The organism is Bradyrhizobium sp. I1.14.4 (genome assembly GCF_050435825.1).
Classification (GTDB): Bacteria; Pseudomonadota; Alphaproteobacteria; order Rhizobiales; family Xanthobacteraceae; genus Bradyrhizobium.
Genome location: NZ_JBNDLA010000001.1, coordinates 568577 through 594241 on the forward strand (window position 1 = coordinate 568577; position 25665 = coordinate 594241).

24 protein-coding genes and 1 pseudogene are annotated in these 25665 nt (G+C 64.9%); 17 read left to right on the forward strand and 8 right to left on the reverse strand.

What is annotated here, in order from left to right:
* Positions 1-16: 16 nt before the first annotated feature.
* The 3 genes from ABIB78_RS02655 (at position 17) to ABIB78_RS02665 (ending at position 2677) form a co-directional block, all read left to right on the forward strand.
* Positions 17-886 (forward strand): ABC transporter substrate-binding protein, encoded by an 870-nt coding sequence (locus tag ABIB78_RS02655; protein WP_429021094.1) that lies wholly within the window; start codon positions 17-19, stop codon positions 884-886.
* A gap of 5 nt (positions 887-891) precedes the next feature.
* Positions 892-1809 (forward strand): DUF1932 domain-containing protein, encoded by a 918-nt coding sequence (locus ABIB78_RS02660; RefSeq protein ID WP_429021534.1) that lies wholly within the window; start codon positions 892-894, stop codon positions 1807-1809.
* 85 nt (positions 1810-1894) lie between these two features.
* Entirely contained in the window at positions 1895-2677 is a 783-nt protein-coding gene (locus tag ABIB78_RS02665) for an SDR family NAD(P)-dependent oxidoreductase (protein WP_429021096.1), read from the forward strand.
* Between the two features lie 278 nt (positions 2678-2955).
* Here the strand turns inward: ABIB78_RS02665 and ABIB78_RS02670 are convergent, their stop codons facing one another.
* Positions 2956-3768 (reverse strand): enoyl-CoA hydratase, encoded by an 813-nt coding sequence (locus ABIB78_RS02670; RefSeq protein ID WP_429021098.1) that lies wholly within the window; start codon positions 3766-3768, stop codon positions 2956-2958.
* 430 nt (positions 3769-4198) lie between these two features.
* On the opposite strand from ABIB78_RS02670, the gene ABIB78_RS02675 reads away from it, so the two are divergent.
* Positions 4199-4852, forward strand: a complete 654-nt coding sequence (locus ABIB78_RS02675) for a PilZ domain-containing protein (protein WP_429021101.1) — start codon at positions 4199-4201, stop codon at positions 4850-4852.
* Between the two features lie 22 nt (positions 4853-4874).
* Here ABIB78_RS02675 and ABIB78_RS02680 read toward each other — a convergent pair whose 3' ends face one another.
* On the reverse strand, positions 4875-5579 hold the full coding sequence (locus tag ABIB78_RS02680; protein ID WP_429021103.1) for a hypothetical protein: 705 nt from the start codon (positions 5577-5579) through the stop codon (positions 4875-4877).
* A 185-nt stretch (positions 5580-5764) separates the two neighbouring features.
* On the opposite strand from ABIB78_RS02680, the gene ABIB78_RS02685 reads away from it, so the two are divergent.
* The 7 genes from ABIB78_RS02685 (at position 5765) to ABIB78_RS02715 (ending at position 13659) form a co-directional block, all read left to right on the forward strand.
* Positions 5765-6385, forward strand: a complete 621-nt coding sequence (locus tag ABIB78_RS02685) for a class I SAM-dependent methyltransferase (protein ID WP_429021106.1) — start codon at positions 5765-5767, stop codon at positions 6383-6385.
* A gap of 23 nt (positions 6386-6408) precedes the next feature.
* Positions 6409-6819: a DOPA 4,5-dioxygenase family protein gene (locus tag ABIB78_RS02690; RefSeq protein ID WP_429021109.1), complete on the forward strand. Its 411-nt coding sequence runs from the start codon at positions 6409-6411 to the stop codon at positions 6817-6819.
* A 148-nt stretch (positions 6820-6967) separates the two neighbouring features.
* The gene (locus tag ABIB78_RS02695; protein WP_429021112.1) at positions 6968-9349 is read left to right on the forward strand and encodes a putative bifunctional diguanylate cyclase/phosphodiesterase; all 2382 of its coding nucleotides are present in this window, start codon (positions 6968-6970) and stop codon (positions 9347-9349) included.
* Positions 9350-9611: 262 nt separating this feature from the next.
* Positions 9612-10595, forward strand: a complete 984-nt coding sequence (locus tag ABIB78_RS02700) for a DUF2778 domain-containing protein (protein WP_429021114.1) — start codon at positions 9612-9614, stop codon at positions 10593-10595.
* Positions 10596-10837: 242 nt separating this feature from the next.
* Complete coding sequence (locus tag ABIB78_RS02705) at positions 10838-11887, forward strand: Rieske 2Fe-2S domain-containing protein (RefSeq protein ID WP_429021116.1); 1050 nt, start codon at positions 10838-10840, stop codon at positions 11885-11887.
* A 14-nt stretch (positions 11888-11901) separates the two neighbouring features.
* The gene (locus ABIB78_RS02710; RefSeq protein ID WP_429021118.1) at positions 11902-12654 is read left to right on the forward strand and encodes a GntR family transcriptional regulator; all 753 of its coding nucleotides are present in this window, start codon (positions 11902-11904) and stop codon (positions 12652-12654) included.
* 12 nt (positions 12655-12666) lie between these two features.
* Positions 12667-13659, forward strand: coding sequence for a PDR/VanB family oxidoreductase (locus ABIB78_RS02715; protein WP_429021120.1), 993 nt, complete (start codon positions 12667-12669; stop codon positions 13657-13659).
* Between the two features lie 34 nt (positions 13660-13693).
* Here ABIB78_RS02715 and ABIB78_RS02720 read toward each other — a convergent pair whose 3' ends face one another.
* Positions 13694-15655: a putative bifunctional diguanylate cyclase/phosphodiesterase gene (locus ABIB78_RS02720; RefSeq protein ID WP_429021122.1), complete on the reverse strand. Its 1962-nt coding sequence runs from the start codon at positions 15653-15655 to the stop codon at positions 13694-13696.
* 278 nt (positions 15656-15933) lie between these two features.
* Between ABIB78_RS02720 and ABIB78_RS02725 the strand changes: the two genes are divergently transcribed.
* The 3 genes from ABIB78_RS02725 (at position 15934) to ABIB78_RS02735 (ending at position 20229) form a co-directional block, all read left to right on the forward strand.
* The gene (locus ABIB78_RS02725; protein ID WP_429021124.1) at positions 15934-16929 is read left to right on the forward strand and encodes a VOC family protein; all 996 of its coding nucleotides are present in this window, start codon (positions 15934-15936) and stop codon (positions 16927-16929) included.
* A gap of 1 nt (position 16930) precedes the next feature.
* A complete protein-coding gene (locus ABIB78_RS02730; protein ID WP_429021126.1) occupies positions 16931-18544 on the forward strand; it encodes a bifunctional 3-(3-hydroxy-phenyl)propionate/3-hydroxycinnamic acid hydroxylase in 1614 nt (537 codons plus the stop codon).
* Between the two features lie 74 nt (positions 18545-18618).
* Entirely contained in the window at positions 18619-20229 is a 1611-nt protein-coding gene (locus tag ABIB78_RS02735) for a GMC family oxidoreductase (RefSeq protein ID WP_429021128.1), read from the forward strand.
* A 186-nt stretch (positions 20230-20415) separates the two neighbouring features.
* Here ABIB78_RS02735 and hemE read toward each other — a convergent pair whose 3' ends face one another.
* Positions 20416-21462 carry a uroporphyrinogen decarboxylase gene (gene hemE / locus ABIB78_RS02740; RefSeq protein WP_429021131.1) on the reverse strand — a complete coding sequence of 349 codons (1047 nt, stop codon included), beginning with the start codon at positions 21460-21462 and terminating at the stop codon, positions 20416-20418.
* A gap of 120 nt (positions 21463-21582) precedes the next feature.
* On the opposite strand from hemE, the gene ABIB78_RS02745 reads away from it, so the two are divergent.
* On the forward strand, positions 21583-21768 hold the full coding sequence (locus ABIB78_RS02745; protein ID WP_429021134.1) for a hypothetical protein: 186 nt from the start codon (positions 21583-21585) through the stop codon (positions 21766-21768).
* Between the two features lie 177 nt (positions 21769-21945).
* On the opposite strand, the gene ABIB78_RS02750 is transcribed toward ABIB78_RS02745, so the two are convergent.
* From ABIB78_RS02750 to ABIB78_RS02760, 3 genes are read right to left on the reverse strand one after another with little or no spacing between them, the layout of a single operon-like run.
* A complete protein-coding gene (locus ABIB78_RS02750) occupies positions 21946-22236 on the reverse strand; it encodes a PilZ domain-containing protein (protein ID WP_429021136.1) in 291 nt (96 codons plus the stop codon).
* Between the two features lie 45 nt (positions 22237-22281).
* Entirely contained in the window at positions 22282-23952 is a 1671-nt protein-coding gene (locus tag ABIB78_RS02755) for a pilus assembly protein TadG-related protein (protein WP_429021138.1), read from the reverse strand.
* 1 nt (position 23953) lies between these two features.
* A complete protein-coding gene (locus ABIB78_RS02760; protein WP_429021139.1) occupies positions 23954-24367 on the reverse strand; it encodes a TadE/TadG family type IV pilus assembly protein in 414 nt (137 codons plus the stop codon).
* Positions 24368-24764: 397 nt separating this feature from the next.
* On the opposite strand from ABIB78_RS02760, the pseudogene ABIB78_RS02765 reads away from it, so the two are divergent.
* A pseudogene (locus ABIB78_RS02765) lies at positions 24765-24914 on the forward strand (helix-turn-helix domain-containing protein); the annotation flags it as partial.
* On the opposite strand, the gene ABIB78_RS02770 reads toward ABIB78_RS02765, so the two are convergent.
* Positions 24843-25046 carry a hypothetical protein gene (locus tag ABIB78_RS02770; RefSeq protein WP_429021565.1) on the reverse strand — a complete coding sequence of 68 codons (204 nt, stop codon included), beginning with the start codon at positions 25044-25046 and terminating at the stop codon, positions 24843-24845. The pseudogene ABIB78_RS02765 and the gene ABIB78_RS02770 overlap by 72 nt on opposite strands.
* A 15-nt stretch (positions 25047-25061) precedes the next feature.
* On the opposite strand from ABIB78_RS02770, the gene ABIB78_RS02775 reads away from it, so the two are divergent.
* Positions 25062-25652 (forward strand): LysR substrate-binding domain-containing protein, encoded by a 591-nt coding sequence (locus ABIB78_RS02775; RefSeq protein ID WP_429021536.1) that lies wholly within the window; start codon positions 25062-25064, stop codon positions 25650-25652.
* Positions 25653-25665: the final 13 nt, after the last annotated feature.

The following is a 25665-nucleotide window of genomic DNA, read 5'->3' on the forward strand; positions in this document are numbered from 1 at the left end:
CGCGGAGTTCGTCGCCATGGAGAAACTTCGGCTGCGCACCGTGCTTGGCAATCACCCGCACATCCAAGCGGTGAAGAGCGGTGAGCTGCGCTCGGACCTGTTTGATCTCGACTTCACCGAATTCACGCCGACCAACGCCGCGTTCAAGCCGATGGTGCGCGAGCAGGCGTTCGACATCTGCGAAATGGCCATTGTGACCTATCTGATGGCGCGCGCGCATGGCAAGCCGCTGGTGTTGCTGCCGGCCGCGATGGTCGGCCGCTTCCAGCATGGTCACGCGCTCTATCGCAGGGATCGCGGCACGCTGGTACCCGCCGATCTCGCAGGCAAGCGGGTCGGCATACGCTCGTTCACGACCACGACGGGGGCATGGATGCGCGGCATCCTTGCCAACGACCATGGCGTGAACCTCGACAGCATCAACTGGATCACCTTCGAGGATCCACATGTCGCCGAATATACCGACAGCACCGAACGTGCGCCGAAGGGCAAGACCATCATCCAGATGCTCAAGGACGGCGAACTCGATGCCGTGCTGGGCGAGACCTCGAGCGATCCGGCGCTCAAGCCGTTGTTCGCCGATCCGGCCGCAGAGGCGGCGCGGTGGTACGCGCGGCATGGCGTCGTGCCGGTCAATCATCTGTTGGTGGTGACGGAGCAGCTTGCGACATCGCGGCCGGACGTGGTGCGCAGCCTCTACGATCTCCTGAAGCGCAGCAAGGCAGGAGCTGGTCCGCCGGGCGTGCCGGACCCGGTGCCGTTCGGCGTCGAGGCGAATCGCAAGCCGCTCGAACTGATGATCGACTATTGCGTGGAGCAGGCGTTGATCCCCCGGCGCGTCACGGTGGACGAGTTGTTCGACGACACAACACGGGCCTTGAACTGATGACAATCTCCGGCGATCCGCGGCAATGGCAGGTCGGCATGCTCGGCTATGGCGAGGTCGGCCGCATCCTGGCCGAAGATCTGCGCCAGCGGGGCGTGAAGGTTGTTGCCTACGATATCAAGCTCGACCGCGAGCAGGATGCCCCGCTGCGCACACACGCGGCGGAGATCGGCGTCGAGCTCGCGCAATCCCATGCCGATCTCGCGGCGCGGGGTGATTTCATCATCTCGGCGGTGACGGCGAGCCAGGCGGTGCCGGTGGCCGAGGCCTGCGCGCCCGCGATCCGGAAAGGCGCCTGGTTTCTCGATTTCAACTCGGCGTCGCCCGGCGCCAAGCGGCGCGCAGCGGCCCATATCGATGGCGCCGGTGGCCGCTACGTCGAGGGCGCGGTGATGACGTCGCTGCCGCCGTACCGGATCAAGGTGCCGCTGCTGCTCGGCGGCCTCGGCGCGCGGGAACTGGCGCCGCTGCTGGTCGCGCTTGGCTTCGTGGCGAAGGTCGCGAGTGACGAGCTTGGCGTGTCCTCGGCGGTCAAGATGTGCCGCAGCATCATGATCAAGGGCCTGGAGGCCATGGTGATCGAGAGCTTCACCACGGCACGCGCCTATGGCGTCGAGGATGCGGTGGTCGCCTCGCTCAAGGAGACCTTTCCGGGCATCGATTGGGAGAAGCAGGGCGCCTATGTCTTCCAGCGGGTGATCGAGCACGGCCGCCGGCGTGCCGAGGAGGTGCGCGAGGTGGCGGAGACCGTGCGCGAGGCCGGGCTGACGCCATGGTCCGCGTCTGCCACCGCCGAGCGGCAGGGCTGGATCGCCGATCTTGCCGACGAGGGCGTGTTCGGACCCAGGGGAACGCCGGACTTCGCCCGCAGCGCCGACTGGCGTACCGAGGCCGACCGGATTCTCGCACGCATCAAGTCCTGAGCTCTCGCGGGGAGAATCCGCCGCGTTCCCTGCCGCCGCGCAATGCGCTATTGCTCCGTGAACGGTTTGTTCTGGAGGCACTCCCATGAAGAATTCCGGCAAGGTCGTCGCCATCACCGGCGCGGCGCGCGGCATCGGCAAGGCCTGCGCGGCGCGCTTCCTGTCCGATGGCGCCAGGGTCGTCATCTCGGATGTCGACGCTGTTGGGCTCGTCCACACCGCCCAGGAACTCGGACATATCGATCAGTTGCGGGCCGTCGAAGCCGACGTCAGCAAGCGCGCGGATGTCGATCGCATCGTCGCGACCGCGGTGAAGGAATTCGGCCGGCTCGACGTCATGGTCAACAATGCCGGCGTCGCGCGCAACCGCGACTTGCTCGACATCAGCGAGGCCGAGTTCGACGACGTCATGGGGATCAACCTCAAGGGCGCATTCTTCGGCGTCCAGGCCGCGGCGCGCCAGATGATCGCGCAGGGCGGCGGCGGCGTCATCGTCAACATGTCTTCGGTCAACGCGCTGCTCGCGATCCCCTCGCTTGCGACCTACGCGATGTCCAAGGGCGCGATGAAGCAGCTCACCTCGGTGGCCGCCGTGGCGCTGGCGCCGCACGGCATTCGCGTCGTGGCGGTCGGCCCCGGCACGATCCTGACCGAGATGGTGGCGACGGCGATCTTCTCGTCGGAGGACGCGCGACGCAGCGTGCTGTCGCGCACCCCGGCCGGCCGCTGCGGCGAGCCGAGCGAGGTCGCCTCCGTCGTGGCATTCCTCGCCAGCGACGATGCCTCCTACATCACCGGCCAGACCATCTATCCGGACGGCGGGCGGTTGATCCTCAACTACACGGTGCCGGTCAACGAGAAGAAGTAGTGGGCAGGTTCAATCGCGAGCACACTGCCAAAATATCGAAAACAACCCCATGCAAAGTAGCCGGCGGCTGCCGGCGTTCGTCACGGCAACTTGACATGTCGGGCAAATCGGCGGTACTATTCTATTATACAGAAAACCGTGCAATAGCCATCCGGTGTCATCGCCCCGCGCATGCGGGTGATCCAGTATTCCAGAGGCGGTCGTGCTTGAGCCGAGGGGCCGCGCCGTACTGGATCGCCCGGTCGAGCGGGCGATGACAGGTGAGGATGAGGACGCCGCTACCGGCCCTTGAACTGCGGCTTGCGCTTTTCCATGAAGGCGCTGCGGCCTTCGCGGAAATCCGCGCTGTCCATGCATTCGATGCCGATCTGCTTGATCGCGGCCGTGTCGCGATCGGCGGGATCCTTCAGCACCTGCGCGATGGTGATCTTGGCGGCCTTGATCGCCAGCGGTGCATTGCCCGAAATGGTGCGCGCGATCTCCATGGTCGCGTCCCAGAGCTCGGCATCCGGTAGCACGCGATCGACGAGGCCAATCCGCAGCGCTTCGGCGGAGTCGACCCGCATGCCCGTATACATGATCAGCCGCGCCCAGGACGGGCCGATCAGCGACACCAGATGGCGCAAGCCCTCATAGCCATAGGCGATGCCGAGCTTGGCGGCGGGAATGCCGAACTGGCCGCTGGCGCCGGAGATGCGGATATCGGTCAGCATCGCGACCTGCATGCCGCCGCCAAGACAGAAGCCGCGGATGCAGGCGATGGTCGGCTTTGGGTAATCGGCGAGCAAGGCGCGCTGAGCGGCGCTGCGCCGTGAATATTCCTCGGAGGCCTCGGCATTGTGCCTGACCTGCTCGAACTGGCTGATATCGGCGCCCGACACGAAGGCCTTGTCGCCGGCGCCGACCAGGATCACGACACGGACGGCCGGATCATCGCGCAAGGCGGTCAGCGCTTCGCCGAGCCCCTCCCACATCTCCAGCGACATCGCATTGCGCTTGTCGGGATTGTTGAAGGTGATGACGCCGACGCCATCGACCACGCTTTGCAGGATCTTGCCGTCGGCAAGCGATTTATCTGAGATGTTTGGCATATGAGGGTCCGGTCTGATTTTCGGCCAATGCTAGCTTTCGGCCAACGCTAGCTTTCGGCCAAGGCTAGCTTTCGGCCAAGGCTAGCACCCGGTTGCGAGCCGAGGCAGGCGGTCCAGGGCACGGCGCGATTGCATTGGAGTGCAGCAACTCTCCCGGTAGTTGTACGGCTCGCAAAATAAACTGACGCGAAAGGGTTGCACCATAGAGTGCGCCGCCCGCGCCCCGTCCCGGTTTAACTTTTTCCTAGTTTTTCGACGGTACGACTGTATGCACCTGCGCGCCAGCACCATCCCGCGGCGCGCTGGGACGCATACCGCAGCCTTCCCGCTGCTATCGCGTCGGTAGCGGATGTCCCACCACCAGACCGACCGGGGATGTCGGTCAATCCCGACCTCCGTGCACTCACATCGCCTCGGGCGAGGTCCAGTCGTGTCTGTCGAAAAGTTTCTCAAGCAACGCGCTGTCAGGATCATGGTCAACGGCAGCTACACGCTGCCGAACTGGTACGACGCGCAGGGCAGGCTGCGCACCTTCGCCTGCCGCACCACGCGCGTCTCGCCGTTTCGCATGATCGTGGACGTGCCGGTCGTCGGCAAGGTCGGCGACCGGCTGACCTCGTATTTCGAGGAGTTCGGCAAGTTCGAGGGCTGCATCACCGACACGATGAGCGGCAGCTTCCTGCTCGAGCTCGAGATGACGCATGCGATGCGCGAGAAGTTCGCCGACAAGCTGACCTGGATCGAGAAGAAGCAAAAGGATCCGAGCCTCCGCGAGACGCGTAACAACCCGCGCTTCGTCCCCGTCGCGCCGCATGCCATGCTGACGCTGGCGGACGGCACCATGCAGAGCTGCTTCATCATCGACATGTCGCTGTCGGGCGCGGCGGTGTCCTCCGAGGCGCAGCCGCCGATCGGCATGCCGCTGGCGATCGGTGCCTGCGTTGGGCGCGTCGTCCGGCATCTGCCGAACGGATTTGCCATCAAATTCGTCGAGACCTACAAGCAGAGCGAGCTGGCTCGCTTGATCGCGCGCAAGTCAAGGGAATTGCAGGTGGTGTCCGCCGACGCGGAGCCGGTTGCCTGAGGGCCGGACTCCGCCGGCTTTGCTACGACAGCTGTTCCGGATCTTCGGCTGCGCGCACGCGCGCGATGCTGTCTTCGGTCGCTGCCGTACCGGCCGACGCGATCGCGATCTCGCGCGCCCGGTTGGTGCATTCGGCCCACAGCAGGAAGAACACCAGCGGCGGCCGCTCGCGCGCCTCCAGCAGCTGCCGGCACCGCTCCGCGGCGCCGTCGATCGCCCACCACTGTCGGGCGACGACCATGACCCTGCGGAAACTTCGCAGCGTGCCGGAGAACTTTTGCGGATCGGCACTCACGATGGCGCCGCAATGGTTCAGCCAGTTCAGCGCAGCGTAGATCGCAATCCCGTAATCCTCGATCGCGGTTCCCGTGAAGTCGACGACGGTGTTGTCGTGCGCGCGCTGGCGCAGGAAAGCGTCGATCATCTCCGCCTGGCGGGACGGATCGACCAGCAGCGAGGTGTCCTGCCGCGGCAGCATCGGCACATAGCGCATCGCTTCGAGCCGCGTGTGCTCCCAGATCGCTCTGATATCGCCGAGCAGGTCGCCGGGCTTGCGCTTGCAGGCCGGATAGACCAGCACGCCGTTGTCGGCGAGATCGAGATAGCGCGGCACCACCTTGTCGAGCGCGGCGAGAAACGCCAATGGATCGGTGAGGCCGCGCAAGTCGCTGGCGGCGTCCTCCGCTTGTGCAGGCTTGTTGACGCGTGTCCAGCCGAAATTGGCCATCCCGGGCGCCCCGTTCTCAACCTGTCGGTCAGGTTAGATGGAAAATGCGGCGGTGCAAATGCGGCAATTGCGGTTGCGCGGCCACGCTTGTCTGCTGCCGCCGGTTGACGTGGGAAGCCGTCGCGCCTAGCTCATGGTTAATCGTGCGCCACGCAGGTTTGCTGCCGCCTTCGGGATCTACCGCCATGACTGCTTCTGACCGCCAATCGCATTGGCAGACCGTCTATCTGACCAAGGGCGAGCAGCAGGTGAGCTGGTCGCAGGCCGATCCGCAGCCATCGCTGCGCCTGATCGAATCCGTCGCGCCGGGCCGCGACGCGTCGATCATCGACGTCGGCGGCGGGGCCTCGCGCCTCGTCGATGCGCTGCTGGCGAGCGGCTTCCACGATCTGACCGTGCTCGATGTCTCCGAAGCCGCGCTGGCGAGCGCGCGGGAGCGGATCGGCGCTGCAGGCGAAGCGGTGCGCTGGGTCGCCGATGATGCGACGGTCTGGCAGCCGCAGCAGGCCTTCGACGTCTGGCACGATCGGGCGGCGTTTCACTTTCTCGTCGAGGAGAGCGATCGCGCGGCCTATCTCGACCGGCTGCATCGCGGCGTCAGGGCAGGCGGCCACGCCGTGATCGGCACCTTCGCGCTGGACGGCCCGGAAAAATGCAGCGGCCTGCCGGTGCAGCGTTATGATTCCGCAACGCTCAGCCGGACCATCGGTCCGGCATTCGAGTTGATCGCGCACGAGGCGCACCGGCACGTCACGCCGTGGGGCGCGACGCAGTCGTTCCAGTTCAGCGTGCTGCGGCGCAAATGACCGGCTGCAGAGGGAGTGGTGAGATGATCGACGCGCCACGGACGATCGGCGAGATCGCGAGCTACCACGCCCATGTCTATTACGACCCCGCGGCCAGCCGGGGCGAGGCGGAACGGCTGCGCAACTGGATCAGCGACCGCTTCCTGGTCACCCTCGGGCGCTGGCACGACGTCAAGGTCGGCCCGCACGATCAGGCGATGTACCAGGTGGCGTTCGCGGCCGAGCTGTTTCCGACCCTGGTGCCATGGCTGATGCTGAATCATGGCAGCCTGAGCATCCTGGTCCATCCCAACACGACGAACCCGCGCCGCGATCATCGCGACGATCCGCTCTGGATCGGCGCGCCGCTTGCCGTCCATGCCGACAGGCTGCCCGAAGAGGCCGAGATGGAGCAGGCGCCGGCGCCGAACACGTCGCCGACATTGCGTCCCTGAGCCTCGCCGGCCGAATTGCCGGGATGAATAAAGTTTGACGCAATTATGCCATGGCCAAGTCGTTTCAAACTCGTCGCGTTTTGCAACGTGAGGTTAAGTCGCCATTTCTAGGCTTGCCCGGCAAATTTCAGGGTCGGGCGCATTGGGCATGTTCTTTTCGTTTCGAAGCCGGTCGCTGTGGCGGGTGGTGGGGCCTCTGCTGGCGATCGTGTTGCTGCTCGCCGGCCTGTCGGCCGGCAGCCTGCAGGTGATGTCCGCGGTGCGGGCTTATGTGGCAGGCGAGAGCCTCTGGTCCAAGGGCCAGAAGGACGCCATTCACTACCTTCAGATCTATGTCAGCACCGGCGCGCCGCTCTATCTGCAGAAGTTCGACGCCGCGATCGCGGTGCCGCTGGCCGATCGCACCGCGCGCCTCGCGCTCGAAGCGCCGGGCAACAGTGACGCCATGGCCCGGGACGGATTCGCCCGGGCCGGCAATCATGATGACGACATCGGCGGCCTGATCTGGCTGTTCAAATATTTCCGCAAGATGCACCACGTCGCCGGCGCGGTGGCGGCATGGCGCAACTCGGATGCGTTGCTCGATCAGCTGATCGAGATCAGGAACGAGGCCGCGAACGACGTCGCTCTGCATGATCCCTCGGCTGCGACCATCAGGCACTGGGCCGAGCGGATCGGCGCGGTCGACGCCGCGCTGAGCACGCTCGCCGTCGATTTCTCCGATCATCTGGGGAAGGCGTCGCGCCAGGTTTCCGCGCTGCTGCTGCTGGCCAACCTCGTGATCGCGGCCTGCCTTGCCGGCATCGTGCTGTTCCACACGAGGCGGATGCTGTGGCGGCGCTGGCTTGCGGAGACTGCGCTCGCCGTCGAGAAGGAGCGCGCCCAGCTCACGCTGGCCTCGATCGGCGACGCTGTCATCGTGACCACGCAGGACGATCGCGTCGATTACATGAACGCCGCTGCGCAACGGCTGATCACGTCGGGTCAGGACGTGTCCGGCTGGCAGCTTTCGTCGCTGTTCAGCATCGCCGAGCAGCCGGTGCGGGGATCGTTCCAGAGCGCAGATGTCGATGCTGAAAGCCGGCCGCCGCAGCGGCTGCTGGTGCGGCCGGATCATTCCAGCGTGCCGGTCTCGGTGGTCGAGACCCCGATCGTGCATGCCGGCGAACCGGCGGGCCGGGTCATGATCATTCACGACATGACCGCCGAGCGGCGGTTGGTCGAGGAATTGGCATGGGCCGCCTCTCATGACGCGCTCACCGGCCTTGCGAACCGGCGGCAATTCGAGTTCGAACTGCACAAGGCGATGTCGGGCTCGCCAGCCATGGACGCCGATCTGATGCTGATCGACCTCGACCAGTTCAAGATCGTCAACGACACCTGCGGCCACATGGCGGGCGACCGGCTGCTGAAGCAGGTGGCGAGGCTGCTCGCTGCCGAGGTCGGCGACAGCGGGCTGGTGGCGCGTCTCGGCGGCGACGAGTTCGGCATTCTCCTGCACGACGATGCCTCCGCCGCGCACGACGTCGCCGCGGACGTCGCGGAGCGGATCAGGGCGGTGATCGAGCAATCGAGTTTCGTCCATGAGAGCTCGAGCTTCCGGACCAGCGCGAGCATTGGCCTCGTTGCATTGGCCGACAGCGCCGGCGTGCAGGACGCGCTGCGGCTCGCCGACGTCGCCTGTTTCCTCGCCAAGGACAAGGGACGCAACCGCGTCCAGGAGCACCGTCCGTCCGATACCGGCATGGCGGTGCGTGTCGCCGAGATGAGCTGGGTCAATCGCATCCGCAAGGGATTGGACGAGGGGCGCTTCTGCCTTTACGAGCAGGAGATTCGCCCGCTGAACGGTGCGCTGAAGGGCAACGACCGGCGCGAGCTGCTGCTGCGTCTGCGCGACGAGAGCGGTGCCCTGGTGCCGCCGGGCAGCTTCCTGCCAGCGGCAGAACGCTACGGGCTGATGCCGCTGATCGACCGCTGGGTGGTCCGCCGCGCCTTCGAGATCATCGCCGAGCGCAAGCATCACCCGCGCAAGGTTGCGAGCTACGCCATCAACCTTTCAGGCGCCACCATCGGCGACAGCGACTTCGTCGACTTCGTGGCCGGGCTGTTCGCGCAGCATGATTTTTCGCCGGCACTGGTGTGTTTCGAGATCACCGAGACGAGCGCAATCTCCAATCTCGACGAGGCGCAGAAATTCATCGCGCGGCTGCGCGAAATCGGCTGCAGCTTCTCGCTCGACGATTTTGGCACCGGCATGTCATCAATCGCCTATCTGAAGCACTTGCCGGTCGATATCATCAAGATCGACGGTTCGTTCGTGAAGGAGATCCTGAACAGCAAGGTCGATCGTGCGATGGTCGAGATGATCACCAAGACCGCGAAGATCATGCACAAGCAGGTGGTCGCGGAATTCGTCGAGAGCCTCGCGATCCTGGACGAGCTGCGCCAGATCGGGGTCGACTACGCCCAGGGCTACGCGATCGGGAAGCCGGTCCCGGTCCTTACCCTCTGGGAAGAAAAGATCGCTTGAGTCGCCAAAATTGTCCCGAATCGAGACTTTTTCGGCCGTTTCAGCCCGCCCGGAGCTGATTCCCTGGCACTTTCCATCCGAAAAACGTTTAAAAATCCTGTCGTTGCCCGCTTCGTCTCGATTATGCCTTACTCTAATTCCCTGATATGATGAGTGATCGGTGAATCCCGCGTGGGTCGGGTAACAGGCCCCAGAGCACCGAACTTGGGGACGGATGGGTCAACGTACGACGAAAGCTGCCGCGCGTAAGTCGAAGCGCGGCATGTCTCTGGTGGGCAGCACGGCGTTTGCCGTGAGCGCGCTCGTCCTGTCGTCTGGCCTTGCCGCCTGGATGGTCGGCATCGACCCTACCGCATGGCTGCATGGACCGGCGCTCGCCAATACCGCCGCCTCGCTGAATTTCGACGATCGCTTCGGCTCTCGCTCCACGATCAATTCGGCCTCGCTCTATTATCCGCTGCGTCGCGGATTCCGTTCGAGCCGCGGCGATTTCAATTCCGAGTTCGGTCAGATCGAGGACGCGCTGGCCGGCCAGCTGCGTGACACGCAGACCGAACTGCCGGTCAGCCAGCCGGCGACGGCGTCCGTCGCCGCGACGACCACGACATCCACAGTGCCGATGCCGCGGTCGCGGCCTGCCGAGGCCAATCTGCTAGCGCGGAACGATCAGCCGGTACTGCCGCCACAGGCGCCGGTGCAGCGGGCCGACAACCGGACATTCCTGCAGAAGATCGCGGACATGATGCCGGGCAAGCTGCAACTGGCTTCGCTCGATCCCAGCGACGGATTGTCCGGACCGAGCCCCGATCTCGGCGCGCTCGGCTATGACAGCGCCACGGCGGTCTACGACATCACAGGCCGCATCGTGTACATGCCCGACGGCACCAAGTTCGAAGCGCATTCAGGCCTCGGCAATCTGCTCGACGATCCGTCGCATGTGACCGCCCGCAACGCCGGTGCGACGCCGCCCGGCGTCTATGAGATGAAGCCCCGCGAGAAGCTGTTCCACGGAGTGCCCGCGCTGCGCATGACCCCGGTCGATGGCAGCGACACATTCGGGCGTGTCGGCCTGCTCGTGCACAGCTACATGCTCGGGCCGAACGGCGACTCGAACGGCTGCATCTCGGTCAAGCATTACGACAAATTCCTGCAGGCCTATCGCAGCGGCACGATCAAGCGCATCGCCGTCGTGGTCAGCATCAAGGACGTCAAGTCGGCCTCGACCCGCGCGGCGTCGAACTCGTAGGCCGTGCACCGGCATGGCCGGTTCAGCGAACTCGTCAATCCTCAGTGAGTCTCCTCTCCTCCGGCGCGAAAGCGCCGGGCAATGCGCCATAGGCGCGGCAGAAGCGCGGGCAAAACTCCCATGGGTGCCGCGAACGATGTATACGTAAATATCCGATGGAGGTACTATACTACTTCAATTTGCCACGCTATAGGGATTTATGTATACATAGGGTATCCGAACGGATCCCAACACGGTGACCGATGCCAAAATCCTTTCCAATGAACGCGTGGTACGCGGCCGGCTGGGACGCCGAGATCAAGCACGCGCTGTTGCCGCGGACGATCTGCGGCAGGCATGTCGTATTGTACCGGAAGGGCGACGGCGAGGTCGTGGCACTCGAGGATGCCTGCTGGCATCGCCTCGTGCCGCTCTCCAAGGGCCGGCTCGACGGCGATACCGTGGTCTGCGGCTATCACGGCCTGAAATACAATGCGCAGGGCCGCTGCACCTTCATGCCCTCGCAGGAGACGATCAATCCGTCGGCTTGCGTCCGCGCCTATCCCGTCGTCGAGCGCCATCGCTTCATCTGGCTCTGGATGGGCGATCCCGCGCTCGCCGATCCCGCGCTGGTGCCCGACATGCACTGGAACCACGATCCGGCCTGGGCCGGTGACGGCAAGACCATTCACGTCAAATGCGACTATCGCCTCGTCGTCGACAATCTCATGGACCTCACGCACGAGACCTTCGTGCATGGTTCGAGCATCGGCAATGATGCGGTCGCCGAAGCGCCGTTCGACGTCACCCATGGCGAGAAGACCGTGACCGTGACGCGCTGGATGAAGGGCATCGAGGCGCCGCCGTTCTGGGCCAAGCAGTTGCAGAAGCCGGGCCCTGTCGATCGATGGCAGATCATCCGCTTCGAGGCGCCGTGCACCGTCAACATCGACGTCGGCGTTGCGCCGGCCGGGTCGGGTGCGCCCGAAGGCGATCGATCGCAGGGCGTCAACGGCTATGTGCTCAACACCATCACGCCGGAGACCGAGAAGACCTGCCATTACTTCTGGGCCTTCGTTCGCAATCACCGCATCACCGAGCAGCGCCTGACCACGGAAATCCGCGACGGCGTCGCCGGCATCTTCCACGAGGACGAGATCATCCTGGAAGCGCAGCAGCGCGCGATGGATGAGAATCCGGACCGCGTGTTCTACAATCTCAACATCGATGCCGGCGCGATGTGGGCACGGCGCGTCATCGACCGCATGGTGGCGAGCGAAAATGCGCCGCAGCAGCTGCAGGCTGCCGAGTAGGCGAGGAGCAAGCCATGGCGGAACGCGAGACCGATCGCGCCGTGTCGCAGACCGTGCGGGCACAGCTCGCGCTGCGCGACCTCGTTCTCTCGGGCGGGCTGCGGGCGGGCGAGCGCATCTCGGAGCTGCAGGCGGTGGAGTTCACCGGGGTGTCGCGTACGCCGGTGCGGATGGCGCTGGTCCGGCTGGAGGAGGAAGGCCTTCTGGAGGCGATCCCTTCCGGCGGCTTCATGGTCAAGGCATTTTCCGAGCGCGACATCCTCGATTCGATCGAGCTGCGCGGCACGCTGGAAGGGCTGGCCGCGCGCTTTGCCGCCGAGCGCGGCGTCTCGTCGCGCGATCTCGAGCCGCTGAAAGAATGTCTCAATGAGATCGACGGGCTGGTGCGCCGGGATCCGATCTCCGTCGAAGCCTTCTCGTCCTATGTCGCGCTCAACGCACGCTTCCATGCGCTGCTCACCGAGCTGTCACGCAGCCCGCCGCTGATCCGGCAGATCGACCGCGCCTCGGCGCTGCCGTTCGCCTCGCCGAGCGCCTTCGTGATGGCGCAGTCGGCCTTGCCCGAGGCGCGCCAGATCCTGCTGATCGCGCAGGACCATCATCGCGTCGTCGTCGACGCCATCGAGAACCGCGAGGGCGCGCGCGCCGAGGCGATCATGCGCGAGCATGCCCGGCTTGCGGCACGCAATCTGCGGTTGGCGCTGCGCAACCGCACCCATCTCGATCTGCTGCCGGCGCTGGCGCTGATCAATTCGACGGCTGGCTGAGCGGAGTGCGTCATGCGATTCATTCAAACCTGGACGTCCGCCACGCTGCTGGCGACGCGCGACCTTACACCCGGCATCCGCGAATTCCTGCTGCGGCCCGACAATTTCACGGGTGCGCCTTATCCCGTCGGCAGCCATATCGATGTCGGCGTCACCATCGAAGGCCGCCCGTCCATCCGATCCTATTCGTTGGTCGGCGAAGCCGATCCGCAGGGCTACCGGATCGCGGTGCGGCGCGCGCCGGATTCCCGCGGCGGCTCGCGCTATATGTGGTCGCTCGCGCCGGGGGCGCGGCTCAACATCACGCTGCCGACCTCGCTGGTTCAACTCGACTGGACGCGGCGGCAGTTCTGCCTGATCGCGGGCGGCATCGGCATCACGCCGATCGTCGGTGCGGCACAGGCGCTGGCCCGCCGCGACGCCGGCGTGACGCTGCATTATGCCGTGCGCACGCGCCGCGATGCGGCCTACCTCGATATGCTTGAGCATCTGCTTGGCGACCGCCTCATCGTCCATGCCGGCGACGAGGGTAAGCGGCTCGACCTCGACAGTGTCTTCGCAGGCTTACCGCAGGATACCATGACATTGTTCTGCGGCCCGATGCGGATGCTGGATGCGGCGCGGCGCGCCTGGGAAGCGTCAGGTCGCCCGATGCCCGACCTGCGCTACGAGACCTTTGGATCGAGCGGGCTGCTGCCGACCGAGGCGTTCCGCGTGCGGCTCAGGGGCCAAGGGACCGAGCTGGGGACCGAGTTCGTGATTCCGCGCGATCGATCGATGCTGGATGTGCTCAACGAAGCCGGCCATGAGGTGATGAGCGACTGCCGGCGCGGCGAATGCGGCGTCTGCGCGCTCGACGTGATCGACGTCGACGGCGAAATCGACCATCGCGACGTCTTCTTCAGCGATCATCAGAAGCAGGAGAGCCGCAAGATTTGCGCATGCGTCTCGCGTGCCCGCGGCACCATCACGGTGGACACCTTGCATCGGGTCGACGCGCTCTGACGCGCCCGGCAGCCGCGCGGACGTTCAATCAGGGTTACGCCGCGTGTACCGAGAGCTGCGGATTGTGATCGAGCAGCGCGGAAATCTCGCTGCCCGACATCGGCCGGCCGATCAAATAGCCCTGGACCTCATCGCAGCTGGTCTGGCGCAGATATTCGAGCTGATCCGCGGTCTCGACGCCTTCGGCCACGACCCCGATCTGCAGGTCCTGCGCGAGGCCGATCACCGACTTGACGATCGCGGCGCAATCCGGCTGGGTCAGCATGTCCCGGATGAAGGATTGATCGATCTTGATACGGCTGAATGGCAGCTTGCGCAGATAGGTCAGCGAGGAGAAGCCGGTGCCGAAATCGTCGAGCGCGACCGTCAGGCCGAGCTCGAGCAGCGCGTTGAGGATCGCGGGGGCCGATCCGTATTTCGAGATCAGCATCGACTCGGTGATTTCGATCTCGAGCCTGTTGGGCGCGACGTTCGCCTCGCCGAGCGCCTCGACGATCGTCTGCAGGATGCCAACGTTCTGGAACTGGACCGCGGAGAAATTGACGGCGATCCTGATGTCGTCCGGCCAGCGCGACAGCATCGCGCAGGCACGGCGGATCACCCACTCACCGAGCTGGTGGATCAGTCCGCTCTCCTCGGCGATCGGGATGAAGACGGTCGGCGGGATCAGGCCACGCGTCGGATGCTGCCAGCGCAACAGCGCCTCGAAGCCGGTGACGCGGCCTTTGCGGATGTCGAGGAACGGCTGGTAGACGAGAAACAGCTGGTCCGCCTCGATGGCCTGTTCCAGATCTTGCTGCAGGGCGCGGCGGTCGCGCGCCGACCTGTCGTCGCTGGCCTCGAAAAAGCTGATCGTGCCGGGGCCGGATTTCTTCGCCCGATAGAGCGCGATGTCGACATGCTTGAGTAGATCATGGGAGAGGCTGCCGTCCCTGGGCGCGAGCACGATGCCGATGCTGATCGCGCTGGTGATCTCGAACCCGTCGATCGGGAACGGATCGGCGAAGGCCGCGACGAACCGTTCGGCGATCGCGAGCGCATCCTCGGGCCTCGTCAAATTGGACATGATCAGCGCGAACTCGTCGCCGCCGATTCGGGCCACATGCTCGGCCGCGCGCGTGCAGCGCTGCAGCCGGGCCGCGACCTGCACCAGGCACTCGTCGCCTGCCGGATGGCCGAACCTGTCGTTGATCTCCTTGAAGCGGTCGAGATCGAGCAGCAGCACGGCGAATTCCTCGCCGGAGCGCGCCAGCCGGCTCAGCGCGCCGTTGAGCGCCTCATTGAAGGCGATGCGGTTCGGCAGATGCGTCAGCGGATCCTGCCGCACCGTTCGTTCGGCCTCGTGCTGGGCGATGATGCGCCGCCTGAACTCGAATGCGTTGACGAAGACGCCGCGCAGCAGGACCGAGCCGTAGACCACGACGAGGACGGCCATCAGGAGATAGATGAGGTCGCCGTCCCTGCCGAGGCAGATCGCCGTGCCGGCGAAGATCGGCGCGGTGAAAGCAATCGCGGCGATCGGGACGGTGGAGAAAGCGAAGGCGCCGCCGGCCAGCATTCCGGCGCACAGGCAGGTGATCACCAACTGCGCACCGCTCGATGCGTTCGCGAAGAAGGCGACCGGAACGACGCCCCAGGCCGCCCCGAGCGCCAACGCATTGCGCACCAGCCGGTACATGGTTCGGCGCGAGACGAATTGTGGCTTGGCGATGCGGCGCGACGCGCGCGCCTGCAGGCCGAAGAACAGCGCCGCGCTGCTCACGGCGGCCGCCCACACCAGCGCAAAGGCCCAGTCCGGCGATCGCCAAAGTGCAACCGCGAGCACCAGCGCGTTGCAGGCGTTGGCCAGCATGATGCCAAAGGAGTATCCGAGCACGAGCGAAACCTGCTCGGCGCGGACGTGGCCCGCAAGCGCTTCATCCGTCGGTGGCGCACCGAAGGCCGCAAGGTCACCCGCGAACAAGGTCGCGAAATATGATCTGAGATTGGTACGCATCTCACTACGTTGCTTGCGCGGTTTGGCGATGGCGCAGTGGCGAAGAATTCTCTGCAAACCTTTGACAAACTATGAACTATTGGAACGAACCGTGCCACGGCGGGCGCGCCTTTCGGTTCCACCGGCGGGCATTGCTAACAAATCGATACAAATGCGTGACGCGACGTCACGGACCGGCAAAAGGTTGCCCAACGCCACGCTGCTTGATCCTCCGCCGGTTTTTCGCAATGACTTGAGTTCCCGCGAACCGGCAAAACCAGCAAAACCAGAAGGTGCGCATGAGCCTCCCGACCACGAACCACGATCCCGGGTTTCGTATCACGCGGGCCAGCCATGTCGTCCTGACCGTCCGCGATCTCGCGGCGAGCCGGCAATTCTACGAAAAGGTGATCGGGCTGATCCTGACCGCGGAGGAGGGCGACGCGCTCTACTTCCGCGGCGTCGAGGAGGCCTGTCATCACAGCCTTGTGTTGCGCAAGGGCGAGGGCGCCGTCTGCGCGCGGCTCGGCCTGCGGGTGTTTCAAGACGAGGACCTCGACCGGCTCAAGGCCTTCTTCGAGGCACATGGATGCCGGGCCGCCTGGGCCGAGGCGCCGCATCAGGGCCGCACCCTGCATGCAGCCGATCCGGCCGGCACGCCGCTTGAGTTCTGCGCGACCATGCCGGTGGTGCCGCGCATGATCACCCAATTCACCCGCCATGCCGGCGGCTCGGCGCTGCGGCTCGATCATTATCAGGTGCTGACGCCGGAGGTGCGCAAGGTGTGCGAGTTCTACACGGCGGCAGGCTTTCGGCTCAGCGAATACATCGCGCCCGCTGATACCTTCGATCTGCGCGGCGTGTTCCTGCAGCGCAAGGGCAATCCGCACGACATCGTGTTCTTCAACGGCGCGGGACCGCGGCTGCATCATTTCGCCTTCCTCGCGCCCGAGGTTCATCATTTGCTGAACGCCTGCGATCTCGCCGGCGAGCTCGGCTATGGCGCGGCGGTCGAACGCGGTCCGGGGCGGCATGGGCCGGGACACGCAATGTATGTCTACATGCGCGATCCCGACGGACACCGCGTCGAGCTGTTCAACACGCACTACCAGATCATGGACATCGAGAACGAGCCGATCAGCTGGGATCCGTCCGACCACAAAATCTCGTTTCCCTGGGGTCTGCCGGCACGGCAGGCCTGGTTCGAGGAGGCGACGCCGTTCGAAGGTGTCGCGATCCGCGAGCCGCAGGTGAAGCCGAAGCCGCTGACGCTCGAGAGCTACCTCGCGAGGTAGCATGTCGTTGTCCGTCGCGAACCCCGAGCATAATCCCATCCATGACGTGGCAATCGTCGGCCTCGGGCCGGTCGGTGCCATCTTCGCCAACCTGCTCGCGAAAGCCGGCTTGAGGGTCGCCATCGTCGAGCGTGTTGCCGACATCTACGACAAGCCGCGTGCGATCACGCTCGATCACGAGGCGCTGCGCGTGCTGCAGGCGATCGGGCTCGGCGATTTCATGGAGCAGGCGATCGCTCCGCACAACGGCTCGCACTATCTCGGCGTCGACGGCGAGATCATCAAGATCTTCGACCCGATGCCGCCGCCGTTCCCGCTCGGCTGGATTCCGAACGTGACCTTCGTGCAGCCGGACGTCGAGCGGGCGCTGCGTGACAAGCTCGCCGAATACCCTCATGTCGACGTTTTCCTTGCGGCCACCGGCGTGGCGTTGCGGCAGGACGACGGCGCGGTGACACTGACCGCGCGGCGCGAACCAGGTGAGGAGTTCTTGATCCGCGCGCGCTATCTGGTCGGCTGCGACGGCGCCAACAGCTTTGTGCGCAAGCAGGTCGGCGTCGACCTGGACGACCTCGCCTTCGACGAGTGGTGGATGGTTGTGGACGCGCTGACCAGCGATCCCGCCAAGCGGCCGGCCAAGCGGCCGGCCAAGAGTTTTCAGTATTGCTGGCCGTCGCGTCCCGGCACCTTCATACCGGATCCGCGCAACCTGCGGCGCTGGGAGATCAAGCTGCTGCCGGGCGAGGATCCCGAGGCGGCCGGCGCGCCCGACAACGTGGTGAAGCTGCTCAAAGGCTTCACCGACATTTCCGACCTCACGATCTGGCGCTCGGCGGTCTATCGCTTCCACGCGCTGCTCGGGCAGCGCTGGCGCGATCGCCGCGTGCTCCTGATGGGCGATGCCGTGCACCAGACGCCGCCGTTCCTTGGGCAGGGTCTGTGCGCCGGCATCCGCGATGCCGTGAATCTGGCCTGGAAGCTCCGCATGGTGCTGCGCGGCGACGCCGACCAGGCGCTGCTCGACAGCTACGAGATCGAGCGCAAGCCGCACGTCCGCGCCGTCGTCGCCAGCGCCAAGGAGTTCGGCAAGATCATCGGCGAACTCGATCCCGTGGCGGCCACTGAGCGCGACATACGGCTGCGCGCCGACCTGAAGGCCGGCAAGGCCGAAACCATCAGGCAGAAATTCATCCCCGATCTCGTCTCCGGTCTGATCGCGCGCGACGCTGCGCTCGCCGGACGGTTGTTCGTGCAGCCGCATGTGCGTGCGCCGGACGGGCGGACATACCGGCTCGACGATCTGCTGAAACCGGAATTTGCGATCGTGACGGTGGCAACAGAGCCGATGGCGTGGCTGTCGGAGACGTCTGGTGCCGCCTGGCAGCGTCTGTCCGGTGAGCGCGTCGTCATCACCGCATCCGGCGAAAGCAGCAATGCCAACGGTATTTTGACCGTGGTCGAGCGCGATGGGTTGTTCGCCGAATGGATGCGGCAACATGGCGCCGCGGCAGTCATCGTGCGGCCCGACCGGTACGTATTCGGCGCCGCCGGCAGTGCCGACGAGCTCAATATGCTTGTCGGGCAACTGCTCCAGAACCTCAGCGCAGGGCGCTAGGCTTTTCAAGGCGGCGCTTTGTCTGTACCACCGGAAGAAAGACATTCTGGAAAAAGACTTGCCGGGGGAAACCAGTGAACAACAATGATGCGGCCGAGCATGATTACGTCATCGTCGGCGCCGGGTCGGCCGGCTGCGTGCTCGCCAACCGCCTGAGCGCCGACGGCAAGCATTCAGTGCTGCTGCTCGAGGCCGGGCCGAAGGACACCAACATCTGGATCCATGTCCCGCTCGGCTACGGCAAGCTGTTCAAGGAAAAATCCGTCAACTGGATGTACCAGACCGAGCCCGAGCCCGGCCTGAACGGGCGGCAGGTGTTCCAGCCGCGCGGCAAGGTGCTCGGCGGCTCCAGCTCGATCAACGGCCTGCTCTATGTGCGCGGCCAGCACGAGGACTATGACCGCTGGCGGCAGCGCGGCAATGCCGGCTGGGGTTATGACGACGTCTTGCCCTATTTCAAGAAGGCGGAGGACCAGCAGCGCGGCTCCGACAAGTATCACGGCGCTGATGGACCGCTGCCGGTGTCGGACTGGCGGCATCACGATCCGCTGTCGGAAGCCTTCGTTCACGCCGCGGCCGAAGTCGGCATTCCCACCAATCCGGATTTCAACGGCGCGAGCCAGGAGGGCGCGGGCTTCTTCCAGACCACGACGCGGCGCGGCCGGCGCGCCAGCACGGCGCGGTCCTATCTGCGGCCGGCGCTGACGCGCGGCAACCTGCATGTCGAGACCTCGGCGCTGGCGCAGCGCGTCGTGTTCGACGGCAAGCGTGCGAGCGGCGTCGCGTACCAGCAGAACGGGCAATCGCGCGAGGCCAAGGCGCGCAAGGAGGTGCTGGTGTCGAGCGGCGCGTACAATTCGCCGCAATTGCTGCAGCTCTCCGGCGTCGGCCCGGCCGATCTGTTGAAGCAGCACGGCATCGAAATCGTGCTCGATGCGCCTGGCGTCGGCAATGACCTGCAGGATCACATGCAGGTGCGCATCGTCACGCGCTGCGCGCAAACCGTCACGCTGAACGACGTCATCAATCATCCCGTGCGCCGCGTGATGGCAGGCTTGCGCTACGCGGCGTTGCGCAAGGGGCCGCTGACGATCGCCGCCGGTACCTCGGGCGCGTTCTTCAAGACCAGCCCGCGGCTGGCGTCGCCCGACATCCAGATCCACTTCCTGCCGTTCTCGACCGACAAGATGGGCGAGAAGCTGCATCCGTTCTCGGGCTTCACGGCTTCGGTCTGCCAGCTGAGGCCGGAGAGCCGCGGCTCGCTGAAGATCAGGAGCGCGGATCCGAGCGTACCGCCGGAAATTCGCATCAACTATCTGGCGACCGAGACCGATCGCCGCGCCTTCATCGAGGGCATCCGCATCCTGCGCAAGATCCTGGCGGCACCGGCGCTGAAGTCATACTCCGTCGGCGAAGTCGATCCCGGCGCCAAGGTGGTCAGCGACGACGACCTGCTCGATTTCTGCCGCCGCACCGGCAGCACGGTCTATCACCCGACCTCGACCTGCCGGATGGGCAACGATCCGCTCGCGGTCGTCGACCAGCGGCTCAAGGTGCGCGGCATCGACGGTCTGCGCGTGGTCGATGCCTCGATCATGCCGGACCTGATGTCGGGCAATACCAACGCGCCGACGATCATGATCGCGGAAAAGGCGTCGGATATGATTTTGGAGGACGCAAGGTAGGAGTCCTCAGTTCCGTCATCCTGAGGCGCGAGCGGAGCGAGCCTCGAAGGATGCGCGGCCCAACTCCATCCGCTCAGAGAAATCCGGGCCGTCGACCCTTCGAGACGCGCGCAAGAGCGCGCTCCTCCAGCGACAAAGGCGAAGCCTTTGCGCGGGGATGACGGTGAGAGGGCAGTGCCGTGGACCTCAGCCCTTATGCGCACGCACCCGCGCGACCATCTGCTCGACATGGGCGATCGGCGTTTCCGGCAGGATGCCGTGGCCGAGATTGAAGATCAGCCGCCCCTTGCCGAAATTCTCCAGCACGTCGTCCACCGCGCGGTCGAGCGCGGCGCCGCCGACAATCAGAGCCAGCGGATCGAGATTGCCCTGCACGGCGACGCGGCTTTGCACGCGCTCGCGGATCATTGCCGGCTCGGCTGCCCAATCGATCGAGACGGCGTCGACGCCGGTTTGCTCGACATAGGCCGGCAGCATGCCTGCCGCGCCGCGCGGAAAGCCGATGATCCGGGCATCGGGGACCTGCTTGCGCACCCCGGCCACGATGCGCCGGGTCGGCTCGATCGACCAGCGGACGAATTCGCGCGGCGGCAGCACGCCGGCCCAGGTGTCGAAGATCTGGAGGCAATCGGCGCCGGCCTTCAACTGGCCGACGAGATAGTGGATCGAGTTCTCGACCAGGACGTCGATGATCGCAGCGAACGCGTCCGGATGGCGGTAGGCGAGCATCCGCGCGGGCGCCTGGTCCGGCGTGCCCTGTCCGGCCACCATGTAGGTCGCAACCGTCCATGGCGCGCCGCAGAAGCCGATCAGCGCGATGTCAGGCGCAAGCTCGCGCCGGACGCGGCGCAGGGCTTCAAAGACCGGCTCGAGCTTGTCGAAATCGGCCCGCGTCGCCAGCGTCGCGATCTCGCCGGGCGTTGCCAGCGGATCGAGCCGTGGCCCTTCGCCGGCCTCGAAGCGCACCGAACGGCCGAGCGCGTAGGGGATCACCAGGATGTCGGAGAAGATGACCGCGGCGTCGAAGTTGAACCTGCGGATCGGCTGCAGCGTGATCTCGGTTGCGAATTCGGGCGTAAAGCAGAGATCCAGAAAGCCGCCGGCCTTGGCGCGCAGCTCGCGATATTCCGGCAGATAGCGGCCGGCCTGCCGCATCATCCAGACCGGCGGCACGGCCTGCCGGTGGCCCGACAGGACGTCGATGAGCGGCTTTCTGGTGGGATCCTGGGGCACGGACGGTTCCTGATCACGGTCAAAATTCGCGCCCCTGATACACGCTGCGGCGCAATGGGCCAAGCGGTTCTGGAACCCTCCTTTGCGCGGCCGCGTTGTCCCCGGGTATGGAGGAACGATATGGCCGAGAAATTCGATCCTGCCCCGCATGACAAGCATGCCGAGAAGCCGCACGAGGCACGGGCCGCAGACCGCAAGGCTCGCACCCGGCTGAAGGAGGGATTGGAAGATACCTTTCCGGCCTCCGATCCGGTCAGCGCCACGCAGCCCGCGCCATCGAAGCACGACGGCAATCGGGACAATTAGCTGGTATATCCCAGCGGTCGCTAACCACGATGCGACATGAGTTCAACCATGCCGCAAACGATTAGCCGCGCAGCGGCGGTTGGAAGCGTGCGCCCGTGTCTGGAACGTGATTGTCGCAGCCGGGATTGGCGACCTCGATCAGCGAAGCTGCCCGCATGTTGTGATCGGCGGGGCAGACTAGATCGGGCCAACCTCGGGGCGCTGCATCCGGTCAAACTCGAAGGTCACGCCGAGCCGGCGTTCGAGGCGCCAGACCAGAATGCAGTGGCGTCGGATCGGCTCACTCTCGATTTCGAGGTCGAACGCGAACGGAACGGCCACGTCGCTTTCCACCGCAAGCCCCGCCCCGCCGGTCGAGATGTTGAGCACAAGACATCCGATGCTGGTGTTGCGGAAGAAGATCGTTCCGCGCTTCATCAGGACCGTTCGCTGGCTGTCGGTCTTGTATCTTCTTATTGTTGCGCTCACGGCAGTCTCCGTACCCCTGATGTGATGGCCGTCGCGATCGTTCCCCTAGTTCACCAGCACCGCGCCGTCGCAGCGGATGCCCAGCACCCAGACGTCGACCTGGCCGAGTCCGATGCCGAGTGTCGCGAGCAGGGACGCCAGCACCTGATCGATTGAGCTCGTTACGCCGTTCAGGATGCTCATGACGAGCGCGCCCAATCCCGGGATCGGTAGCCCGAGCGGGCCGACATTGATGGTGAGCGAAAGGTCACCGAGCAGACTTCCTGTCAGCGATGAAAGGAAGTTGGTCGTCGTCACCGTCTTCTTGGTCCCCGACTGGATGTCGCTGTAGCTGAAATTGACGTTGGTCGGTGTGGTATTGCCCATGCCGGCATGGGCGAGGCCGGTGACGGTGATGAGGCCGAGATTGACCAGCGTCGCCGGCGGCGGATTGGGCTTGGTCGTGAAGTTGGTCATGTCGGCGACCGTGACGTTGCCGATCCAGGCATCCACGATCCCCGGCGTCACGCCGATCGTGACCTGCGAGGTGTTGATATTCGGATGGCCGCAGGACACCGCGTTGAGCGTCGCGGTACCCGAGGCGACCTCGACATAGACCGGGAGGTTGACCGCGGAAACGCTGCCGGAGCCGAGCACGTTGACCGTCGCCAGAATCCTGGTCTGCGCGGTGTGGACGCTCACGCCCTGGGTGCCCATCGCGATCCAGCTCGAGCCGACCGGGCGCTCGCCGATCGTTGCGATCACGGATACGTTGGCAATGCCGGGCAGGCCGAGATTGATCGACGTCGCGATCTGATGGCTGCCGTTGGCGATCTGTGCCACCGTATTGATGAGGTCGAACACCGAAACACTGGCGCCGATCTTGGGTTTCTGCCCCACCGTGAGGTTGGCGAAGGGACCGAGATCGACCAGGGTGCCCGGCGAAATCTTGGTTGAGGAGCCGGTGACGGCCTGGGAGATCGTCGACAGCGCGGTCGTCGCCGCGTTCGCGCCGTTGGTGATCTGCTGTGTGGTCAGTGCGGCCGCCATGATATCGCCGACCTTGAGATTGCTGCTCAGCAGGTCGCTGTAGGTGACGCCGGTCAGGTTGACCCGGGTTGCCAGCGCCGACAGGAAGTCCAGCGCGTCGATTTTCGCGCTGATCAGCGAGTTGTAGTCCATCACCGAGAGCGACAGCGTGGTGCCGAGCATGGACCCGAGCAGCGCGTTGAGCGCCCCGCCATTGACGGAGAGCAACCTCGACCCGATCGCGAACGAAGCCATTTCCGTCGATGTCGCGGTGGCGGTCGTCGTGATGGCGAAGCTGCTCGCACCAGTCAGGTAGCGCGCGAAGTAGAGCGGAGTCTTGGTGTTCAGCGTGACGCGCGCGGCGTTCGCAATGCCGACCGCCGGAGTCACGAAACGGGCCTTCGGCGCGATGGCGCTGTTTGCGGTGTAGGTCCCGGTCTCAACCTTGACCAGTGCGCTGGCCGGATAGTTGTTCTGCGTCACCGTCGCGGTGGCGGCGTTGACCGGATTGCTCAGGTTGGCGGCGGCGACGATCGCGGCGAGGTCGGCGGTGCTCTGGGTCTTGCGCCGGTCGGCGAAGATCGAGCCGAGATCGATTGCAAGCCCGGCGCACCCGATCACGAGCGTCATCAGGCCGGCCGTGATCATCGCGAAGTTTCCGCGTTCGTCGGCGCCGAAGCGCCGCATCAGCATGAGGATGCCCGTCATCCTAGAACCCCCCGTACTGGATAGCGGCCGAGCGGACGATGGTGCTCGCCGGCGCCGGGACGAAAGGCAGCTTGTAGATGAAGTTTCCGGCCGCGTTGTAGTTGACCGTCACGACGTAGACGTTGGCATTCGATGGCGATGGCGCGGCATTGACCGTGAGGTTGCCGGGAACCAGCAACGGATAGGTCGATGCATTGGCGGTGACGTAATTCGTCGCGAGGCTGTTGCGTTCGGGGTCGGTCATTCCCGCGATAGATGACCGCGCCGCTTCGGCGGCGAGCTGCTGAACGCCATGCACCATCGCGAGGTACGAGCCGAATACGATGATGCCGAAAATGAAGGCAAGAAACAGCGGTAGTATCATCGCAAATTCGACAGCAGAAGCGCCGCTTCGACAGCGAAAGAACCTGGTCATGGCACACCTCGAAACGCAAACGACGGCTGCACGTTGCGAGGCTTTGATTAAGGAAAACTATGAAAACGCTTCCGCGAATCAGTGGCGCCAATTCAAATGAATGGCTGCACTAGAACTTATCGGATGCGCGATGCCTTATGGGGCGATCAAAATCTTTGATGGCATGTCCGCAGAATTCCGGGGTCGATGGTGTTGAGGTGCCGCGTGCGTGTGCAGGCACGGCCGTGCGATACCGTAGCACTACGTAGCAATGCACGTAACAATACATATGGACTGCAATTGCGGTAGAGTCGCAGCAAATTGAAGCTAAACGAAAATGCAACCAAATGTTAGTATAGCTGAACCACATACTATGGAGATCGCAATTGCGTCCCGTGCTGAGATTGGAGGGCTCGCGATGCACAGACCACGTCAGCATTTGAATATTCCTACTGAGATCGTTCGCACCGTCGTTGCGATTGCAGAGACGGGAAGTCTATCGAAGGCCGGGGAGCGCCTCGGCCTCAGTCAGCCGGCGATCAGTTCGCAGGTCAAGCGACTGCAAAGCCTGATTGGTGGCGCGCTCTTCGTCAGGACGGCAAACGGCACCACAACCACTGACCTCGGCAAAGTCGCCGTGCAGCAGGCAAGGCGTATCCTCGAAGCCAACGATCAATTGCTTCGACTCGGCGGCAATCATGAAGGACCCCAGCCGTTGCGGCTGGGAATCAGCACGATGCTCGCCGAGGAATTCCTCAAGGTCCATCCATCCGACGCACTCGCCGATGTGCTGGTTCACGCCGACATGTCGCCGATCGTCATCAGAGGATTGATCGACGGCTACATCGACATCGCGTTCGTCTACAGCAACCCTTCGCTGCAGAACGACGACGAGGTGACGATCGCCGCCGAGGCCGAGGAGCGGTCGGTCTGGGTGCGATCACGCGATTTTGTGCTTCGGCCCGGTGCACCGATCCCGATCCTGGCCTGGCCCGGTGATGATTGGATGATCCGGACGCTGACCAAGCACAACATCTCGTTCAAAATCGTGTTCAGGAGCCCGAACCACCAATTGCGACTGGAAGCCGCGCGGGCCGGATACGGACTGACGGCGTTTCCCGAGCGGATGATCCCGTCCTCGCTGGTTTCGGCGAAGGACTATTATCTGCCGGAACTCCCGCTGCAGAAGCGGTTGCTGTGCGTTCGTCCGGGCCTCGAAGGAAGCCGGGCGACGGCGATGGTGCAGCGATTGTCGAGCCTGTTCTTCAGCGGCGCGAAGCCGATGCGTCAGGTGAGCAACATGTAGATCAGTGCCGCCG

What these genes read in the sequence shown, in the direction of transcription:
- ABIB78_RS02710 (WP_429021118.1), top strand. Translation starts at nt 11,902, where the DNA reads ATGGCGGAACGCGAGACCGATCGCGCCGTGTCGCAGACCGTGCGGGCA.
- ABIB78_RS02715 (WP_429021120.1), top strand. Translation starts at nt 12,667, where the DNA reads ATGCGATTCATTCAAACCTGGACGTCCGCCACGCTGCTGGCGACGCGC.
- ABIB78_RS02680 (WP_429021103.1), bottom strand. Translation starts at nt 5,579, where the DNA reads ATGGCCAATTTCGGCTGGACACGCGTCAACAAGCCTGCACAAGCGGAG.
- ABIB78_RS02720 (WP_429021122.1), bottom strand. Translation starts at nt 15,655, where the DNA reads ATGCGTACCAATCTCAGATCATATTTCGCGACCTTGTTCGCGGGTGAC.
- ABIB78_RS02695 (WP_429021112.1), top strand. Translation starts at nt 6,968, where the DNA reads ATGTTCTTTTCGTTTCGAAGCCGGTCGCTGTGGCGGGTGGTGGGGCCT.
- ABIB78_RS02705 (WP_429021116.1), top strand. Translation starts at nt 10,838, where the DNA reads ATGCCAAAATCCTTTCCAATGAACGCGTGGTACGCGGCCGGCTGGGAC.
- ABIB78_RS02770 (WP_429021565.1), bottom strand. Translation starts at nt 25,046, where the DNA reads ATGATTGCCGCCGAGTCGAAGCAATTGATCGTTGGCTTCGAGGATACG.
- ABIB78_RS02745 (WP_429021134.1), top strand. Translation starts at nt 21,583, where the DNA reads ATGGCCGAGAAATTCGATCCTGCCCCGCATGACAAGCATGCCGAGAAG.
- ABIB78_RS02685 (WP_429021106.1), top strand. Translation starts at nt 5,765, where the DNA reads ATGACTGCTTCTGACCGCCAATCGCATTGGCAGACCGTCTATCTGACC.
- ABIB78_RS02690 (WP_429021109.1), top strand. Translation starts at nt 6,409, where the DNA reads ATGATCGACGCGCCACGGACGATCGGCGAGATCGCGAGCTACCACGCC.
- ABIB78_RS02670 (WP_429021098.1), bottom strand. Translation starts at nt 3,768, where the DNA reads ATGCCAAACATCTCAGATAAATCGCTTGCCGACGGCAAGATCCTGCAA.
- ABIB78_RS02730 (WP_429021126.1), top strand. Translation starts at nt 16,931, where the DNA reads ATGTCGTTGTCCGTCGCGAACCCCGAGCATAATCCCATCCATGACGTG.
- ABIB78_RS02665 (WP_429021096.1), top strand. Translation starts at nt 1,895, where the DNA reads ATGAAGAATTCCGGCAAGGTCGTCGCCATCACCGGCGCGGCGCGCGGC.
- ABIB78_RS02655 (WP_429021094.1), top strand. Translation starts at nt 17, where the DNA reads ATGGAGAAACTTCGGCTGCGCACCGTGCTTGGCAATCACCCGCACATC.
- ABIB78_RS02760 (WP_429021139.1), bottom strand. Translation starts at nt 24,367, where the DNA reads ATGACCAGGTTCTTTCGCTGTCGAAGCGGCGCTTCTGCTGTCGAATTT.
- ABIB78_RS02755 (WP_429021138.1), bottom strand. Translation starts at nt 23,952, where the DNA reads ATGACGGGCATCCTCATGCTGATGCGGCGCTTCGGCGCCGACGAACGC.
- ABIB78_RS02700 (WP_429021114.1), top strand. Translation starts at nt 9,612, where the DNA reads ATGTCTCTGGTGGGCAGCACGGCGTTTGCCGTGAGCGCGCTCGTCCTG.
- ABIB78_RS02725 (WP_429021124.1), top strand. Translation starts at nt 15,934, where the DNA reads ATGAGCCTCCCGACCACGAACCACGATCCCGGGTTTCGTATCACGCGG.